15 protein-coding genes are annotated in these 16,920 nt (G+C 73.5%); 12 read left to right on the top strand and 3 right to left on the bottom strand.

The genetic code is table 11. The features are described 5' to 3' along the window. Positions 1-53: 53 nt before the first annotated feature. The 10 genes from ACIRD3_RS12850 to ACIRD3_RS12805 all read left to right on the top strand — a co-directional run bounded on the left by ACIRD3_RS12850 (position 54) and on the right by ACIRD3_RS12805 (position 12,636). The gene (locus ACIRD3_RS12850; RefSeq protein ID WP_402214785.1) at positions 54-833 is read left to right on the top strand and encodes an ABC transporter permease; all 780 of its coding nucleotides are present in this window, start codon (positions 54-56) and stop codon (positions 831-833) included. Then, positions 830-1,558, top strand: a complete 729-nt coding sequence (locus ACIRD3_RS12845; RefSeq protein ID WP_402214783.1) for an ABC transporter ATP-binding protein — start codon at positions 830-832, stop codon at positions 1,556-1,558. Before ACIRD3_RS12850 ends, ACIRD3_RS12845 begins: the two co-directional genes overlap by 4 nt. A 58-nt stretch (positions 1,559-1,616) precedes the next feature. After that, entirely contained in the window at positions 1,617-2,606 is a 990-nt protein-coding gene (locus tag ACIRD3_RS12840) for an ABC transporter substrate-binding protein (protein ID WP_402214781.1), read from the top strand. A gap of 29 nt (positions 2,607-2,635) precedes the next feature. Continuing rightward, on the top strand, positions 2,636-3,745 hold the full coding sequence (locus ACIRD3_RS12835; protein ID WP_402214779.1) for an aryl-sulfate sulfotransferase: 1,110 nt from the start codon (positions 2,636-2,638) through the stop codon (positions 3,743-3,745). Between the two features lie 441 nt (positions 3,746-4,186). Next, positions 4,187-5,146 (top strand): TauD/TfdA dioxygenase family protein, encoded by a 960-nt coding sequence (locus ACIRD3_RS12830; RefSeq protein WP_402214777.1) that lies wholly within the window; start codon positions 4,187-4,189, stop codon positions 5,144-5,146. 125 nt (positions 5,147-5,271) lie between these two features. Beyond that, entirely contained in the window at positions 5,272-6,840 is a 1,569-nt protein-coding gene (locus ACIRD3_RS12825) for an ABC transporter substrate-binding protein (RefSeq protein ID WP_402214775.1), read from the top strand. 4 nt (positions 6,841-6,844) lie between these two features. Continuing rightward, positions 6,845-7,789, top strand: a complete 945-nt coding sequence (locus ACIRD3_RS12820; protein ID WP_402214774.1) for an ABC transporter permease — start codon at positions 6,845-6,847, stop codon at positions 7,787-7,789. Position 7,790: 1 nt separating this feature from the next. Next, positions 7,791-8,618, top strand: coding sequence for an ABC transporter permease (locus tag ACIRD3_RS12815; protein ID WP_402214772.1), 828 nt, complete (start codon positions 7,791-7,793; stop codon positions 8,616-8,618). Between the two features lie 104 nt (positions 8,619-8,722). Continuing rightward, on the top strand, positions 8,723-10,321 hold the full coding sequence (locus ACIRD3_RS12810) for an ABC transporter ATP-binding protein (RefSeq protein ID WP_402215546.1): 1,599 nt from the start codon (positions 8,723-8,725) through the stop codon (positions 10,319-10,321). Beyond that, on the top strand, positions 10,318-12,636 hold the full coding sequence (locus tag ACIRD3_RS12805) for an arylsulfatase (protein WP_402214770.1): 2,319 nt from the start codon (positions 10,318-10,320) through the stop codon (positions 12,634-12,636). The genes ACIRD3_RS12810 and ACIRD3_RS12805 overlap by 4 nt, the downstream gene beginning before the upstream one ends. A gap of 213 nt (positions 12,637-12,849) precedes the next feature. Here the strand turns inward: ACIRD3_RS12805 and ACIRD3_RS12800 are convergent, their stop codons facing one another. After that, a complete protein-coding gene (locus ACIRD3_RS12800; protein WP_402214768.1) occupies positions 12,850-13,755 on the bottom strand; it encodes an endonuclease/exonuclease/phosphatase family protein in 906 nt (301 codons plus the stop codon). 134 nt (positions 13,756-13,889) lie between these two features. On the opposite strand from ACIRD3_RS12800, the gene ACIRD3_RS12795 reads away from it, so the two are divergent. Next, entirely contained in the window at positions 13,890-14,438 is a 549-nt protein-coding gene (locus tag ACIRD3_RS12795; RefSeq protein WP_402214767.1) for a hypothetical protein, read from the top strand. 547 nt (positions 14,439-14,985) lie between these two features. Next, positions 14,986-15,702, top strand: coding sequence for a flavodoxin family protein (locus tag ACIRD3_RS12790; RefSeq protein ID WP_402214765.1), 717 nt, complete (start codon positions 14,986-14,988; stop codon positions 15,700-15,702). Positions 15,703-15,941: 239 nt separating this feature from the next. Here ACIRD3_RS12790 and ACIRD3_RS12785 read toward each other — a convergent pair whose 3' ends face one another. Further along, positions 15,942-16,208, bottom strand: coding sequence for a DUF2087 domain-containing protein (locus ACIRD3_RS12785; protein WP_402214763.1), 267 nt, complete (start codon positions 16,206-16,208; stop codon positions 15,942-15,944). A gap of 72 nt (positions 16,209-16,280) precedes the next feature. Beyond that, positions 16,281-16,766, bottom strand: coding sequence for a hypothetical protein (locus tag ACIRD3_RS12780; protein WP_402214761.1), 486 nt, complete (start codon positions 16,764-16,766; stop codon positions 16,281-16,283). Positions 16,767-16,920 lie beyond the last annotated feature (154 nt).

Below are 16,920 nucleotides of genomic sequence, written 5' to 3'. Positions count from 1 at the left end.
TGTCACTTATATCGGCCCGGGTGGACGCCCGGTGTTCCCAAGGAGACGTCCGCGTGCAGCCCCTCCCGACCCCGCCCCCGCGGAACCTGGTCCGCTTCGCCCCGCCACTCGCGGCCGCCCTGGCCGTGCTGGCCGGCTGGACCGCCCTGGCGTCCTCCGGTGCGGTGGCACCGGGCCTGCTGCCCACCCCCGCCGCCACCTGGCGGGCCCTCGACGAGAGCGCCCGCACCGGCACCCTCTGGAGCGACCTCGCCGCCAGCCTCGGCCGGGCCGGGCAGGGATTCCTCCTCGGCGCGGCCGTCGGCTGCGCGCTCGGCTTCGCCACCGGCTACCTGCCGCGGCTGTCCGCCGCCGTCACCCCGCTGGTGTCCTTCCTGCGCCCCATCCCCGCGATCGCCCTGGTGCCGCTGGCCACCGCGTGGTTCGGCATCGGCGAGACCGCCAAGCGCCTGCTGATCGCCTACGCCGTGCTGCTCGCCGTCTGGCTCTACGTCCACGACGGGGTGTCCCGGGTGCCCCCGGCCCACCTGCGGGCCGCCCGCTCCCTCGGGGCGCCGCTGCGCCGCCGGTTCGTCGAGGTGCTGCTGCCGGCCGCCGCGCCCGCCCTGCTCGCCGCGCTGCGGTACGGCGCCTCGGTCGCCCTGCTGGCCCTGGTCGCCGCCGAACTCGGCGGTGCGCAGAGCGGGTTGGCCTACCGGCTGCAGGTGGACGGGCAGTTCCTGCGGACCGACCGGATGTTCGCCGGGCTGCTGGTCCTCGGCCTGCTCGGGGTGGCCGTCGACCTCGCCCTGGCCGCGCTCGGCCGTCGGATCGTCCACTGGAGCGCGGCATGAGCCAGAGCATCCGGCTGGAGGGCCTGACCGTCGGCTACGGTCCGCACCGGCGCAGCGCACCCGTCCTCGACCGCACCGAACTGGATCTCCCCGCAGGCTCGTTCACCGCGCTGCTCGGGCCGAGCGGCTGCGGCAAGTCGACCGTCCTCAACGCCGTCGCCGGCTTCGTCCGGCCCACCGCCGGACAGGTGCTCGTCGGTGCCCGGCCGGTCACCGGGCCGGGCCCGGACCGGGGCGTGGTCTTCCAGCACTACGCGCTCTTCCCGTGGCTCACCGCCCGCGGGAACGTCGAGTTCGCCCTCAAGCGGCTCGGCCTCCCGCGCGCCGAGCGCCGGAGCAGGGCACTGGCCGCGCTGGAGGAGGTCGAGCTCGCCGACGGCGCCGAGAAGTACCCCGCCGAGCTCTCCGGCGGCATGCAACAGCGCGTCGCGCTCGCCCGCGCACTCGCCGCAGAACCCGAAGTCCTGCTCATGGACGAGCCGTTCGGCGCGCTCGACGCCCTCACCAGGGCCCGGATGCAGCACCTGCTCACCCGGCTCTGGCAGCGCACCGGCACCACCGTGCTCTTCGTCACCCACGACATCGACGAAGCGCTCGCCCTGGCCGAACGCGTCCTGGTGCTCGGCGGGAAGCCCGGCCGCGTGCTCGCCGACCACGCCGTTCCGTCCGGCCCGCCCGATCCCGCGCTCCGTGAGCTGATCGCCCGTCAACTCTCGGACGCCTGAGAAGACCCGGCTCCCCGCCGAAACGCCCCACCTCCGTCCGTCGAAGGAAACCCTCACCATGTCCAGACCCCGTGCGGTCCTCACCCTGCTGCTGGCCGCCCTGTTCACCACCCTCACCACCGCCTGCTCCAGCTCGCCCGCCGCGGCCGGGGACCCGACCGTCACCATCGCCGGCGGCGACTACCTGGGCGGCGCCCCCGTCTACCTCGCGGAGGACCACCGGCTCTGGTCCGCCGAGCACGTCCAGGCGAAGCTGCAGGCCTTCCCGACCGGCCGGGACGCGCTCAACGCCGTCCTCGGGGGCCAGGCCCAGCTCGGCATCGTCGGCGACCTGCCCGCCGTCACCGCCGCCCTCACCGGACGCGAGCTGCGCGTCGTCGCGGACCTGTCCCGCTTCACCGACTGGCGGCTGCTCACCCGCACCGACCGCGGCCTCACCGGCTTCGACCGGCTCAAGGGGCGCCGGATCGGCCTTCCCCAGGGCACCAACGTCGAGTACGCGCTCTCCCGGATGCTCGCCTCGGCCGGACTCACCGCGGCCGACGTCCAGATCGTCAACCTCGCCCCCAACCAGATCCCCGCCGCCCTCGCCCGCGGCGACGTCGACGCCGGTGCGACCTTCCCCAGCTTCTACGACGCCACCCGCACCGCCCTCGGCGAGCGCTACGCCGAACTGCGCTTCGCCGGCTACACCGCCCGCACCCTGCTGGTCGCCGGCCCCGCCGCGACCGACACCGCCACCACCGCCGTCCTGCGCACCCTGCTGCGGGCCCAGACCGAGCTGACCGCCGACCCGGCCGCCGCCCGCCGCGCCGTGCTCGCCCAGTCCGGCGGCACCCTGCAGGGCGGGTACGTCGACGCCTTCCAGCCCGCCTACGAGTACCGGCCGACACTCTCCGCCGAGCTGCTCCAGCAGCTCCAGGACGAGGCCGGCTGGGCCAAGGCCGCCCAGGGCCTGCCCGGCCCCGCCGACCGCGCCGCACTGCTGGGCCGGCTGCACCCCGCCCCGCTCACCGCCGTCGACCCGGCCGCCGTGACCGTCCACTGAATTCCCCCACTCTTTCGAGGAGTCGAACGATGACCGTCGACCAGAACACCCTCCGCCGGCGCGGCCTCGGCCTGCGCGCCCACGATCCCGCGCGCAGCTGGGGCGGCTACACCCTCTACACCCCGATCGCCGGCCCCGGCGACGTCCACCTCGTGGACATCGAGGGCCGCCCGGCCCACACCTGGCGGCTGCCGCACCCGCCCGGCCGGCACGCCCAGCTGCTCCCCAACGGCAACCTCTTCAACCAGGCCAAGGACACCACCGGCCCGAGCCTCTTCCCGATCTGGGACGTCTACCACGGCGGCATCCTCCAGGAGATCGCCCCCGACGGCACGGTGCTGCGCGAAGTCCGCCACCCCTCCCACCACCACGACGCCTCCGTGCTGCGCAACGGCAACCTGCTGGTGCTCGGCGTCGAACCGCTCGACCCCGCCGACGCCGCCCGGATCCGCGGTGGCATCCCCGGCTCCGAGGCTCCCGGCGGGGTCATCCACGGCGACGTCGTGTACGAGCTGACCTGGGACGGCGAGGTGGTGTGGCGCTGGGCCGCGATCGACCACCTCGACCCCGAACGGACCCCGCTCAACCCGCACTTCGCGCGCGAGCACTGGCCGATGGCCAACACCGTCAACGAGCTCCGGGACGGCGGAGTCGTGGTGGGCTTCCGCAGCGCCTCCACCGCGGTGGCGATCGACCGTACGGACGGCTCGGTGCGCTGGCGGATCGGCCCGGACGTGCTCGCGCAGCAGCACTACCCGCACGAGCTCCCGGACGGGCACATCCTGGCCTTCGACAACGGCACCTACCGGGACACCACCTCGGTGCCCTACTCGCGGGTGGTCGAGATCGACCCGACGGACGGCCGGACGGTGTGGACCTACGAGGACAACCCGCCGCAGAACTTCTACAGCCCGTACATGTCCAGCGCCCAGCGGCTGCCCAACGGCAACACCTTCATCGCCGAGGGCTCCTTCGGCCGGCTCTTCGAGGTCACCCCGGACGGCGACGTGGTGTGGGAGTTCGTCGTCCCCGAGTTCGGCGCCTTCGGCCGGGGCGTCGGGCTGGAGTCCTCCCGGGGCGCGCAGAACGCCGTCTTCCGGGCCTACCGCTACTCCGCCGAGCAGATCCCCTGGCTCTGACCGCCTCCCGGGGCACTCGTCGCAGGGCTGACCTGCGACCCGCGGGCGGTCCGGGGACACCCCCGGACCGCCCGCCGTCATCGGCGGCCATCGGCCGCAACACGGCGTCACACACCGGCAACACCCGCTCCCACCAGGCGAGATGGTGTTTGACAGGGACCCCGGAGGCTCGCCAGCATGAGCCCACGACCTGCTCGCAGCCGAGACCGGAAGGAGGGGCGATGACCGCCATGTGCTGCCGTACCGCGTGCCCCTCCTGTCGCTGCGCTTCCTGACGCTCCTCCCGGCGATCCGCGATCCGCGATCCGCTACCGGCTACCGCCGATCCGCGACCTGCGACCTGCGACCTGCGACCCGCGTTCCACGCACACCTTCCGCCGCGCCGAGGCCTCCGCCCGCCGCGCCGCTCACCCCTACCCGCTCGACCTCCGAGGGACAGCCATGACCACTGCCATCACCGAACTGCGTCTCACCCCGGCCGCCGGCCGGATCGGCGCGATCGTCCACGACGTCCGCCTCGGCGGCGACCTGCCCGCCGCGACGGTCGCCGCGATCGAGGCCGCCCTGTACCGGCACAAGGTGCTGTTCTTCCGGGGCCAGCAGCACCTGGACGACGCCGGGCACGAGGCCTTCGCCCGGCTGCTCGGACAGCCGGTGGGCCACCCGACGGTGCCGAGCGCCGACGGCCGGTACGTCTTCGAGCTCGACGCCACCAAGGGCGTGCGCGCCAACAACTGGCACACCGACGTGACCTTCGTGCCCTCGTACCCGAAGGCCTCGATCCTGCGCGCCCTGGAGCTGCCGGAGGCCGGCGGCTCCACGGTGTGGGCCAACACCGCGGCCGCCTACCAGGACCTGCCGGCGCCCCTGAAGACGCTCGCCGAGAGCCTGCGCGCCGTTCACACCAACGACTACGACTACGCCGCCACCCTCGCGCTGACGCCCGAACTGGCGGAGAACCGCGAGATCGCCGAGCTGTTCCGACAGGTCTTCGTCTCGACCGCCTTCAAGACCGAGCACCCGCTGGTCCGGGTCCACCCGGTGACCGGCGAGCGCAGCCTGCTGCTGGGCGCCTTCGCCCAGCGGATCCAGGGCGTGTCGGGCGCCGACAGCAAGGCGCTGATCGGGCTGTTCCAGCGCTACGTCGAGCGGCTGGAGAACACCGTCCGCTGGGACTGGCAGGTCGGGGACGTGGCGATCTGGGACAACCGGGCCACCCAGCACTACGCCGTCAACGACTACGGCGACCAGCCGCGCCTGGTGCGCCGGATCACCCTGGACGGCGACCTGCCGGTCGGCGTGGACGGCACCCCGAGCCGCCTGCTGGAGCCCACCGAGCCGCCCGCCGTCGCGGGCATCGTGCCGGCCGAGCAGCTCGAGGCCGCCCTGCCGGCCGTCTGAGGAACAACCGGCCCCGCCAGCCGGTCAGGGGCCGGGGACCCCGGCCCCGCCAGGCGGTCAGGGGCCCGAGAACCCCGGCCCCGCCAGGTCCACGTCGCACCACACACCCGAAGGAACTCCCAGCGATGCACTCGCTCTCCCGCCGCTCCCTGCTGCGTGGCTCCCTGGCCGGGGCCGGTCTCCTCACCCTGGCGGCCTGCCGCTCGGCCGCCGAGACCGCCTCGAACGCCGCCGCCTCCGCGAGTCCCCGCCGCGGCGGCACGCTCACCGTGGCGACCGGCATCGACTTCACCCCGAGCCTGCTGTTCGCGCAGAGCGCCAACACCCTCGTCCAGCGGCTGGTCTTCAACACCCTCACCAGGTACGACGACCAGCTGAAGCCGCAGCCCGAACTGGCCACCTCCTGGAAGCTCGCGGACGACGGGAAGAGCATCACCTTCAAGCTCCGCGAGGACGTGCTGTTCCACAACGGACGGCAGTTCACCGCCGACGACGTCGTCTTCGCCGTCAAGAACCTCCAGGACCCGTCCCGCTCGGCCCAGTTGAGGGCCACCGCGGCCGCCGTCACCGACTTCCGCAAGAACGGCGACCACGAGCTGACCCTGGTGCTGGCGCACCCGGTGAGCAATCTGTTCGACCTCTTCGAATTCATGATCATCGCGGATTCGGCCACCGTCGAGGACGCCGTCGCCGGCAAGCAGCTGATCGGCACCGGGCCGTTCCGCTTCGGTGAGCGCAAGCCGGGCGCCTCGATCGGCTTCACCCGCAACGAGCGGTACTGGAACCCCGGCCGCCCCTACCTGGACGGGGTGGAGATCCGGATCATCCCGCAGGCCGACTCCCTGCTCGCCTCGCTGAAGACCGGGCAGAGCCACCTCTCCTACAGCATCCAGGGCAAGGACATCGCCACCCTCAAGGACAACCCCCGGTTCCGGATCACCCCCTACGACACCGGCGCCGGCGCCTACTACATCGGCGTCAACGTCACCGCCGAGCACGTGGGGGACAAGCGGGTCCGCCAGGCGATCGCCTGGGCCGTCGACCGCGACCGGCTGGTGCAGCAGGCACTCGGCGGCTACGGTCTCGTCTCCTCCGCGCCCTGGCCCAAGTCCTCGCCCGCCTACAGCGAGGCCGGTGCCACCCGGTACCGGCACGACCCGGCCAAGGCACGGGAGTTGCTCAAACAGGCCGGTCTGGACGGTGGTGTCACCCTGCCGTTCGCGCACTCGGCCACCCCGGAGGGCACCGCGATCGCCCAGATCCTGCAGTACGACCTCAAGCAGGTCGGCATCGAGACCGTACTGCAGCCCACCGACTCGCCGACCATGCAGAAGCAGCTGATCTCGCAGACCATGCCCGCGCTGTGGACGCTCAGCCACGGCTTCGCCCAGCTCCACCCGGCCACCCTGGCGGTCAGCGCCTACCCGTTCAACGAGGCGAAGAACAGCTCGCACTTCTCCTCGCCCGCCTACACCGACATCGTCCAGCGCGCCTGGAACCGTACGGAAGCCGACGGCGGCAGCGCCGAGGCCGCGGCGCTCTACCGGCAGATCACCGACACCCTGCTGGACGAGGAGTTCGTCATCAACCTCGCGATCGCCGGCGAGGTCGAGGTCGCCACCGCCGGGTTGCGCGGCGCGACGCTCAACAAGTTCAACTACCTCAACCTCGACGACGCCTACCTGGCGGCCTGAGCCGATGCGCACCTTCCTGCTCAAACGCCTGCCCTCGGCGCTGCTGGTCCTGCTCGCCGCCTCCTTCCTGGTCTTCCTGATCCTGCGCCTCATCCCCGGCGACCCCGCCACCAGCCTCGCCGGACCGGACGCCGGACCGGAGGCGGTCGCCGCCGTCCGCACCCGGCTCGGGCTCGACCAGCCGCTGCTCGGCCAGTACCTGACCTGGCTCGGCGACCTGCTCACCGGAGACCTCGGGCCGAGCTACGCGATCGGCGGCCAGGTCGCCGACCTGATCGGCGACGGGCTCGGCACCACCGTCGAACTCACCCTCGGCGCGGTGGTGCTCGTCATCGCGATCGCACTGCCGCTCGGCGTGCTCGGCGCGACGGCGCGACGCGGCCCGGTGGCGGCCGCCGTCCGGGTGCTGACCACCGCCGCGCTGGCGGTGCCGCCCTTCGTCACCGGCGTGCTGCTCGTCCTCGTCTTCGCCGTCACCCTGCGGCTGCTGCCGCCCGGCGGGCACGCATCGATCCTCGACCAGCCCGACCTCGGCCTGCAGTACCTGCTGCTGCCCGCCTTCTGCCTCGCCCTGCCCAGCGCCGCCGTCCTGGCCCGCTACCTCAAGGACGGCCTGGAACGCGCCCTCGCCGAGGACTACGTCCGCACCGCCACCGCGCTCGGCGTCGCCCGCCGCCGGATCGTCTGGCTGCACGCCCTGCCCAACGCCCTGCCCTCCGCGGTCACCGTGCTCGGCCTGCAGATCGGCCAACTCCTCGGCGGGGCCGTCCTGGTGGAGGCCATCTTCGCCTGGCCCGGCCTCGGCCAGCTCGCCGAACAGGGCGTTCTGCGCCGCGACTACCCGGTGGTGCAGGACCTGCTCCTGCTGCTCGTCGCCGGCTACGTCGCCGTCCAACTGCTCACCGACCTGGCATACGCCTGGCTCGACCCCCGGATCAGGTGGGAGTGACATGACCACCCTCGCTGTTCGCCTCCCGCTGCCGGCCGGCCTGCGCGGCCCGCGCGGCCTCGTCGGAACCGCGCTGGTCGGCGTGGTCGTCCTGGCCGGGCTGCTCGCGCCCGTGCTGACCTCCGTCGACCCCACCGCACAGAGCGCACTGGCCCTCGCCGCACCGAGCGGGGACCACCCCTTCGGCACCGACGACCTCGGCCGCGACCTGTTCAGCCGGGTCCTGTACGGGATTCGCACCGACCTGCTGATCAGCCTCACCGCCGTGCCCGTCGGCGCGGCGCTGGGCTGCGCGCTCGCCCTGCTGTCCGCGCTCTCGCGGTGGGCCGACATCGCCGTGCAGCGGGTGTTCGACCTGCTGCTGGCCTTCCCCGGACTGATCCTGGCGCTCGCCGTCACCGCCGTCCTCGGGCCCGGGCGGTGGCCGGTGATCATCGTGATCGCGCTCGCCGAGATCCCCGGCTTCGGCCGCCAGCTGCGCGCCGGGATCCTCGTCCAGCGCGAGCGCGAGTACGCCCTCGCCGCCCGGGTCGGCGGGGCCTCGCGGCTGCGGGTGCTGCTCCGCCACGTCCTCCCCAACGCCGTCGACCCGCTGATCGTGCAGGGCGCCATCGCGCTCTCGCTCGCCGTCTTCATCGAGGGCGCGATGAGCTTCCTGGGGGTGGGCGTCCGGCCCCCGGAGCCCTCGCTCGGCGGCATCCTCAGCCAGTCGATGGCCTACCTCGCCACCCATCCCGCCTTCGCGGCCGCCCCGCTGGTCGCGGTCACCGCCCTGGTGCTCGGCCTCACCCTGGTCGCCGAGGCCCTGAACGAGGGGATCCGCCGTTGAACGCCGTGGCCAAGGACGTGAACGCCGTCGCCGAGGACGTCAACGCGGGCGCCGGGGGCGTGGACGCCGTGACGGAGGGGGTGATCGCCGTCGCCGAGGGCGGCGTGGACGCCGTCACCACGGGCACCGATCCGGTACTCGAAGTCCGGGACCTGACGGTCGAGTTCGGCGCGACCGAGGCCGTCTCCGGCGTCGGCTTCGCGCTGGCCGCCGGGGAGAGCCTGGGCATCGTCGGCGAGTCCGGATCCGGCAAGTCCACCACCGCCCTCGCGCTGCTGCGGATGCTGCCCGTGGGCGGCCGGATCACCGGCGGCTCGGTGCTGCTGGACGGCCGGGACCTCGCCGCGCTCCCCGAACCGGCCCTGCGCGAGGTCCGGGGGCGCCGGATCGCGATGATCTTCCAGGACCCGATGTCCTCGCTCAACCCGGTGCTCACCATCGGCCGCCAGCTCGACGAGGCACTGCGCGCCCACGGCGCCGACCGCCGCGCCGCGCGCACCGCCCGGGCCGCCGAACTCCTCGACCTGGTCGGCATCCCCGACGCCGCGCAGCGCCTGCGCGACCACCCGCACCAGTTCTCCGGCGGTCAACGCCAGCGCATCATGATCGCGCTGGCCCTGGCCGGCGACCCGGACGTGCTGGTCGCCGACGAACCCACCACCGCCCTCGACCCGACCGTCCAGCAGCAGATCCTCCGCCTGCTGGAGCGGATCAACCGCGAACGCGGCACCGCACTCGTGCTGATCAGCCACGACCTCGGCGTCATCGCCCAGACCTGCCGGCGGATCCTGGTCATGCACCAGGGCCGCGTGGTCGAGCACGGCCGCACCGAGGACGTCCTCACCCGCCCCGAACACCCCTACACCGAACGGCTGCTGGCCGCCGTCCCCCGCCTGGACGCGCCCTCGGAAGCCGCCGCGCACACCACCCCCGACGGCGCGCCGCTGCTCACCGTCAGCGGACTGCGCAAGGCGTACGGGCCGCGCCGCCGCCCGGTCACCGCCCTGGACGGCGTCGACCTGGTGCTGCGCCCGGGGGAGACCCTCGGCCTGGTCGGCGAGTCCGGCTCCGGGAAGTCCACCCTGGCCCGCGCCCTGGTCCGGGCCCACGCCCCGAGCGCGGGCGAGATCCGCTACCGGGGTGAGGACCTGGCGGCCTCCCGGGCCGCCCGGCGCGAGATCCAGATGGTCTTCCAGGACCCGTACTCCTCCCTCAACCCCCGGATGACGGTCGGGCAGATCCTCGCCGAGCCGCTGATCGCCCACGGCCTCGGTGACCGGTCGCAGCGCGCGGCCCGGGTCGCCGAGCTGCTCGCCCAGGTCGGCCTGGACCCGGCCGCCGCCGACCGCCACCCGCGCGCCTTCTCCGGCGGACAGCGCCAGCGCATCGGCATCGCCCGCGCGCTCGCCCCCGGGCCCTCCGTCCTGATCTGCGACGAACCCGTCTCCGCCCTCGACGTCTCCGTCCAGGCCCAGGTGCTCGACCTGCTCACCCGCCTGCAGCGCGAACTCGGCCTGGCGATCCTCTTCATCGCCCACGACCTCGCCGTGGTCCGGCAGGTCAGCCACCGGATCGCCGTCATGCACCGCGGGCGGATCGTCGAGACCGGCCCCGCCGACCGCGTCGTCACCGACCCGCAGGACCCCTACACCGCCGGCCTGCTGGCCGCCGTACCGCACCTGACCACCCGGAGCACCGCATGACCACCCGCCGCGACCCGTACGACGGCTTCCCCGGCACCGTCGGCCGCACCTTCAGCGAGTCCACGGCCGCCTGGCCGGCCCGCGCCCGGGCCCGCCGGGGCGCGCCCAACATCGTCGTCGTGCTGATCGACGACATGGGCTACAGCGACATCGGCCCGTTCGGCTCGGAGATCCCCACCCCGACCCTCGACCACCTCGCCGCGACCGGCGTCCGGCTCGCCAACTACCACACCATGCCGCTCTGCTCGCCCGCCCGCGCGGCGCTGCTCACCGGCCTCAACCCGCACCGGGTCGGCTACTCCTTCGTCGCCAACGCCGACCCCGGCTTCCCCGGCTACGGCATGGAGGTGGCCCGCGACATCCCCACCCTGGCCGAGCTGCTGCACGACGCCGGCTACGCCACCTACGCCGTCGGCAAGTGGCACCTCACCCGCGACTCCGCCTCCAACGCGGCGAACGACCGCTCCAACTGGCCGCTGCAGAAGGGCTTCGACCAGTACTACGGCGTCCTGGAGGGCCTCACCAGCCTCTTCCACCCGCACCAACTGGTGCGCGACAACAGCCCGCTGGACATCGACGAGTTCCCCGACGGCTACTACTACACCGACGACCTCACCGACCAGGCCATCGCCATGGTCAAGTCGCTGCGCGCCCACGACGCCGACAAGCCGTTCCTGCTCTACCTCGCGCACAACGCCGTGCACGGCCCGCTCCAGGCCAAGCCGGAGGACCTCGCCCGGCACAAGGGCCGCTACGACGGCGGCTGGGACGAGCTGCGGGCCGCCCGCTTCGCCCGTCAACTGGCCGCCGGCCACTTCCCGGACGGCACCCGGCTGCCCGAACGCAACGCCGAGCAGGGCTTCGACGTCGGCCCGTGGGCCGAACTCACGGACGTGCAGAAGAAGTTGTACGCCCGCTACATGGAGGTCTACGCGGCGATGGTCGACAACGTCGACCAGAACCTCGGCCGGCTCACCGACACCCTCGCCGCCCTCGGCGAACTCGACAACACCATCATCCTGTTCACCTCCGACAACGGCGGCACCGGCGAGGGCGGCCCCGAGGGCACCCGCAGCTACTTCAGCCGCTTCGTCCACCACCCCCGGCTCCCCGCCGACTGGAACCCGGACGTCGAGCGCGAGATCGACCTGATCGGCGGCCCGCAGAGCCTGGTCCACTACCCGCGCGGCTGGGGCATGGCCTCCAACACGCCCTTCCGCCTCTACAAGGGCCAGACCTACGCGGGCGGCGTGCGCGTCCCGTTCGTCCTGTCCTGGCCGGCCGGACTGCCGCGCGCCGAGGGCGACACCGGAGTGCGGCAGCAGTACCAGTACGTCACGGACATCCTCCCCACCCTGCTCGAACTGGCGGGCGTCCAGCGGCCGGAGGAACGCGAGGGCCGGCCCGTCCAGGAGCTCGACGGCGTCAGCTTCGCCCCCGTCCTGCGCGACCCGGCCGCCGACCCCACCCACAGCGAGCAGTACTGCGAGATGACCGGCAACCGCAGCTACTACCGCGACGGCTGGAAGCTGGTCACCCTGCACCGACCCGGCACCCCCTACGACGACGGTGAATGGGCCCTCTACGACCTGAGCGCCGACCCGACCGAGATCGACGACGTCTCCGCGGAACACCCCGAGATCGTCAAGGAGTTGGCCGAGGCCTGGGAGAACGCCGCCTGGCGCGACGGCGTCTTCCCGCTCGCCGACGGCTCCGGCGCGCTCGCCCTGCGCCACCCCGAGGACGCCCGGCTGCGCCGGCCGCTCACCCTGCTCGCCGGCACGCCCGAGCTGGAGCGCTACCGCTCCTCCCGGCTGATCTCTTTCCGCTCCTTCGACATCGTCGTCGACCTCGCCGAGCACCGCGCCGATGACCACGGCGTGCTGGTCTCGCACGGCGACCAGGGCGGCGGCTACAGCCTCTACGTCGAGGACGGACGGCTGCGCTTCGCCTACAACGAGTACGGCGAGCTGTACGAGGCGGACGGCGGCGAACTCCCGCCCGGGGCCCACACGGTGCGCGTCGAGGCCGCGGCGGTGGCGGACCTGAAGTGGGAGTTCCGCCTGCTCGTCGACGGCGCGCGGACCGGCCGGCTCGGCCCGGTGCACCAGCTCATCGGCATGGCCCCCTTCCAGGGCATCAGCGTCGGCGTCGACCGCAAGTCCCCGGTCTCCTGGCCGGTGTACGAGCGCCACCGCAGCTTCCGCTACACCGGCCGCCTCCACACGGTCACCTACCTCCCGGGCGAACCCGCCCCCTACGACCCGGAGACCGTCGCCCAAGCCCTGCGGGAGGCCGCCGCCGCCTTCGAGTGACCGGCTGGGCGCCCCCGGTCCGGGGTCGGGTGCGCCGTCTGCCCGGGCCGTCCAGGAGCACCCGTCCCGCCCGCAGAACCGGGCGGGACGGGTGCGCCCCGCGTCCCACCCGGCGCGCCTCCTCTCCCGGCGCGCTTCCTCTCCCGGGACGCCGGGTTCCTCCGTGCGGGTGGACCTCCCGGCGTCCCCGACGTACCCGCGTCCCCGACGTCCCTACAGCGGCAGCTCGACCACCACCGGCCGGTGGTCCGAGACCGGCATCCGGGGCGCGCGCACCACGACCGGCCGGTGCGGCCCGAGACCGGCCGCGAGGACGTGGTCGAGCTGCGCCAGCGGGCGGTGCGACGGAAAGGTCCGGACCCGGGCCAGTCGGCGCCACCCCGACGCGCGCGGCGAGGACGAGAGCAGCCCGGCCGCACCGAGCGCGGCGGCGGGCACCACGCCGACGATGTTGAAGTCGCCCAGCAGGACGTGCGGCCGGGGCAGGTCGGCGATCCAGCGCCGCACCGCGAGGAGTTGGCCGACGTTCCACCCCGGGACGAAGGACAGGTGCAGCGCCACCGCCGTGAACGGTCCGCGTGGCCCCCGCAGGACGGCGGCCAGCGCCACCCGCGGGTGGTCCCGGATCACCGTGAGCCCCGCCCGGCCGGCCACCGGCAACGGCACGGAGACCGGAGGCGCGCCGAACCGCCGGGCCCGCCAGCTCAGCACCGGCAGCCGGGACAGCAACGCGACACCGTGCGAGGGCGTCTCCCCGTCGTGCCCCGCACCCGCCGGTCCGTACACCCGCAGCCCCGGCTCCGACCGGTCGCGGACCCACCTCCGGCCCGGTACGGCCCGGGCGTGGAACGCCGAGGCGTAGCGCCAGTCCGCGGCACCCGTCGCCTCGGCGACCGCCCGCGCCTGGTCCACCCGGCCCGAGCGCTCCTGGAAACGGTCGAGCTCCTGCAGCGCCACCACGTCGGCGTCCAGGGCGGCGACGGCGTCGACCAGCGGCCGCACGCAGGCGGGCCCGGAGTCCGGGCCGCAGTCCGTCGCCGACGGGCGGCCGTCGGTCGTGAGCCGCTGCCCGTGCAGGACGTTGAAGGTCGCGAGGCGCACCCGCGCTGAGCCGATCACGCTGGGACGGTACAACAGCGGCGATCGGGCCGGTGAGCGCGGCTCAGGTGCACCAGAACAGCACCCGCGTACAGGTCGGCGTGGCCGTCGGGGTGGGCGGTTGCCGGGTGGCCGAGGTCGGCGGGTAGGGCCCGGTGTTCGGCTTGCTCGCGCTCGGGGAGGGCTGCCCGGGTGCCGGGTCCGCCGGAACGGGGGAGGAGACGGGCACGGGCGCGCCCGACGGCGTCGCGGCCGTCGTGGTCGTGCTGCCGGACGGCTTGGGCCGGGCCGTGGTGGTGGACGGCTGCGGGCGGGCGGTGGTCGTGGTGGAGACCGGTACCGGTGCGGCCGGTGCCGTCGGAGCGGCCGAGGCCTTCGGCGAGGGCGACTCGGCGCCCGCGGAGGCCGGGGCCACCGCACCGTCCGAGCTGCCGCCCGTCACCAGGACGGCGGCCAGCCCGCAGACCACCACCCCGGCCGCCGACACCCCCACGACCGCACCCCGCCGCCGGCCACCCCGCCGCCGAGCAGCCCGCCCCGCACGCGCCGCCGCGCGCCCCGGCGCCGCGGCCGCGACGGACGACTCCTCGCCGGGTCCCGCCGCCGCATGCTGCGCCGCCTCCCCGGCGACGGGTTCGGCGGCCCGCCCACAGCCGGGGCAGGAGAGCGCGCCGTTGAGGTGGCGCTGGCAGGGCGTGCAGTAACTCATGAGGTCTTTCCATAGCTGCGGCATGACCGGGATCGCGGCGATGACCGCCGGACGCCCGCGGACCGGGCCGGATTGCCTGCGAGCGTACGCAGACCGCACCGCCTCGCGACACCCGGCCGAGGCGATTCTTCTGCGCGGGTCAGGTGTGGTTCGTGTGACGACGCCGACCACTGCGGCCACCCGGGTGATCGTCGGCCCGCCCGGGCACCCCGCCCGCGTGCGGCGTCCGCCGTTTCCACCCGCCGGACCGGGTGAGTGGGCGGGCGCCCGACCGCGTCCTGCGCCAGCCCGGTAGGCGATTCGAGTGCCAGGTGAGGATCGAGCCCGTCAGGTTGCTCCCTGGCTGACGGCCGTGAGGTCAATGACCGAGCGATCACCGTGGTGCCCGAAGGGATCGACGGCCGGCTCATCAAGCAGGTGGCCGAACGTGTCGGGCGAAGGTGTCCAGGGTCTGCTGGAGTAGGAGAGGACGGCAGCAGAGTAGCTGCGAGAACCGGCGTCGGACACCGCTGCGCGCGGCCCCGCACGAAGGAGATGCGTTCATGTCGGAACCGCCGACGTCCTACCGTGATCTGTGTGCCCTGGTGATCAACTGCACGCTCAAGCGCTCCCCGGAGCGGAGCCACACGCAGGGACTGATTGACGTCAGCACCGGGATCCTGGAACGCCAAGGCGTCGAGGTCGACGTCCTGCGCGCGGTGGATATCGACATCGCGACGGGCGTCTGGCCGGACATGACGGAGCACGGCTGGGAGACCGACGAGTGGCCGGTCATCTACTCGAAGGTGATGAGCGCGGACATCCTCACGTTAGCGGGGCCTGTGTGGTTGGGGGATAACTCGTCAGTGATGAAGAAGGTCATCGAGCGCCTGTACGCCTGCTCGTCGATCCTCAACTCCGAGGGCCAGTACGCCTACTACGGCCGGGTCGGTGGCTGCCTGATCACCGGCAACGAGGACGGCGCCAAGCATTGCGCGATGAACGTCCTCTACAGTCTGCAGCACCTGGGCTACACCATCCCGCCGCAGGCCGACGCCGGCTGGGTGGGGGAGGCCGGCCCGGGCCCGTCCTACCTCGACGAGGGCTCGGGCGGCCCCGAGAACGACTTCACCAACCGCAACGCCACCTTCATGACCTGGAACCAGCTCCACCTGGCCCGCATGCTCAAGGATGCCGGAGGCATCCCGGCTCACGGCAACCAGCGCTCGGAGTGGGACGCCGGCTGCCGCTTCGACTTCGAGAACCCCGAACACCGCTGAACCGCATGCCTCAGCGGGCCTGCGGGGCAGCTGTCATCACGGATGGTTGGTGCCCTGCGTCCCCGTCGGTGGCAGAGCAGCGCGGAGGTCCGTCGGCCGCACATCGGGCCTCGGCCTTCGCTCAGAAGAGGGCGCTCTGCTGACGGGTTTCGACCGTGCAGGTGCCGATGATCCGGCCTGGCGAGACGTCGATGTCCCGTTCGTTGCCCTGTCCACGGCCCCGGAGGCGGAGCTCGCCGTCAGCTCGCGCGGCGGTAGCTGCTGCCGTCCTCGGCCCGGCTCAACCGGCCGCTCTCGACCAGGTGGCGGCGCAGCGCCGGGAAGTCGTCGTGCACCGTGCGGATGGCCTCGTTGACCTCGACCTCGCGGTAGTCGCGGCCGGGCTCGAAGAGCGTCGGGGCGAGGTGGTCGAGCAACGGGTCGCGGCGGGCGGCCTTGCGAGGGATGACCTCCAGGCGCCCGTCACGGAACAGGGAAGCCACCTCGGGCGGGAGGGCACTGGTCACGGGGTCTCCTGACATCGGCGTCGTCGCGGGGAGGTTCGCATGCCGCCGAGTGTCCGCTCAACTGAATGACGGTCAGAACGGCTGCTGACTGCGGGTGAAGAGCAGGGCGACCAGCGCCCCGTCGGCCGTGCGGCCCTCGCGGCAGACGGCGTTCTCGGCGAAGGTCGGGAGAGCGGGCAGGCTGATGGTCGGGGTGACCTGGCGGGCCAGCCAGACGCGCTGGTGGCGGCCCGGTCCGGTCCGGTGCTCCATGGTGGCGGCGTCCCACAGCAGTCCGAGGTCGGCGCTGAGAGCCTGCCAGTGCGGTGCGGCCGTTACGAACTCGGCCTCGGCGATCCGCTCGGGCGGGCCCAGCTGGACGAGCAGCAGGACCACGAACGCCTCCTCCGCCCCGACTGCGGCGTTGTCGATGATCTCGGCGCCGATGTGCACCGGGTGCGAGCCCGGCGGCAGGCCGGGCAAGGTCGCGTCACCGGCGTGGTGGTACTCCTCCGGCCGGTCCCAGGGGTCCTCGATGTACTCGTCGGCGAGCCGGCGCAGCAGCGTCTCCAGGTCCATGGCCACAGATCATGCCAGGACGGGGCCGCACCCTTTGCGGCCCTGGGTGATGGCGAGCCGCCCTAAAGGTTGTTTCACAAGGCTGGGGGCCGCGGCAGGGTGTCCGTTTGGATGCGGTTTGACTCCCAGGTCGGGCGCTCGAGAAATAGGACAA

Source organism: Kitasatospora sp. NPDC093550 (assembly GCF_044764985.1).
Taxonomy (GTDB): domain Bacteria; phylum Actinomycetota; class Actinomycetes; order Streptomycetales; family Streptomycetaceae; genus Kitasatospora.
This window is presented reverse-complemented; position numbering and strand designations above follow the sequence as displayed.

Coding starts and splice junctions, on each gene's coding strand:
- ACIRD3_RS12835 (WP_402214779.1), top strand. CDS start 2,636: ATGACCGTCGACCAGAACACCCTCCGCCGGCGCGGCCTCGGCCTGCGC.
- ACIRD3_RS12805 (WP_402214770.1), top strand. CDS start 10,318: ATGACCACCCGCCGCGACCCGTACGACGGCTTCCCCGGCACCGTCGGC.
- ACIRD3_RS12825 (WP_402214775.1), top strand. CDS start 5,272: ATGCACTCGCTCTCCCGCCGCTCCCTGCTGCGTGGCTCCCTGGCCGGG.
- ACIRD3_RS12840 (WP_402214781.1), top strand. CDS start 1,617: ATGTCCAGACCCCGTGCGGTCCTCACCCTGCTGCTGGCCGCCCTGTTC.
- ACIRD3_RS12830 (WP_402214777.1), top strand. CDS start 4,187: ATGACCACTGCCATCACCGAACTGCGTCTCACCCCGGCCGCCGGCCGG.
- ACIRD3_RS12790 (WP_402214765.1), top strand. CDS start 14,986: ATGTCGGAACCGCCGACGTCCTACCGTGATCTGTGTGCCCTGGTGATC.
- ACIRD3_RS12815 (WP_402214772.1), top strand. CDS start 7,791: ATGACCACCCTCGCTGTTCGCCTCCCGCTGCCGGCCGGCCTGCGCGGC.
- ACIRD3_RS12845 (WP_402214783.1), top strand. CDS start 830: ATGAGCCAGAGCATCCGGCTGGAGGGCCTGACCGTCGGCTACGGTCCG.
- ACIRD3_RS12820 (WP_402214774.1), top strand. CDS start 6,845: ATGCGCACCTTCCTGCTCAAACGCCTGCCCTCGGCGCTGCTGGTCCTG.
- ACIRD3_RS12780 (WP_402214761.1), bottom strand. CDS start 16,766: ATGGACCTGGAGACGCTGCTGCGCCGGCTCGCCGACGAGTACATCGAG.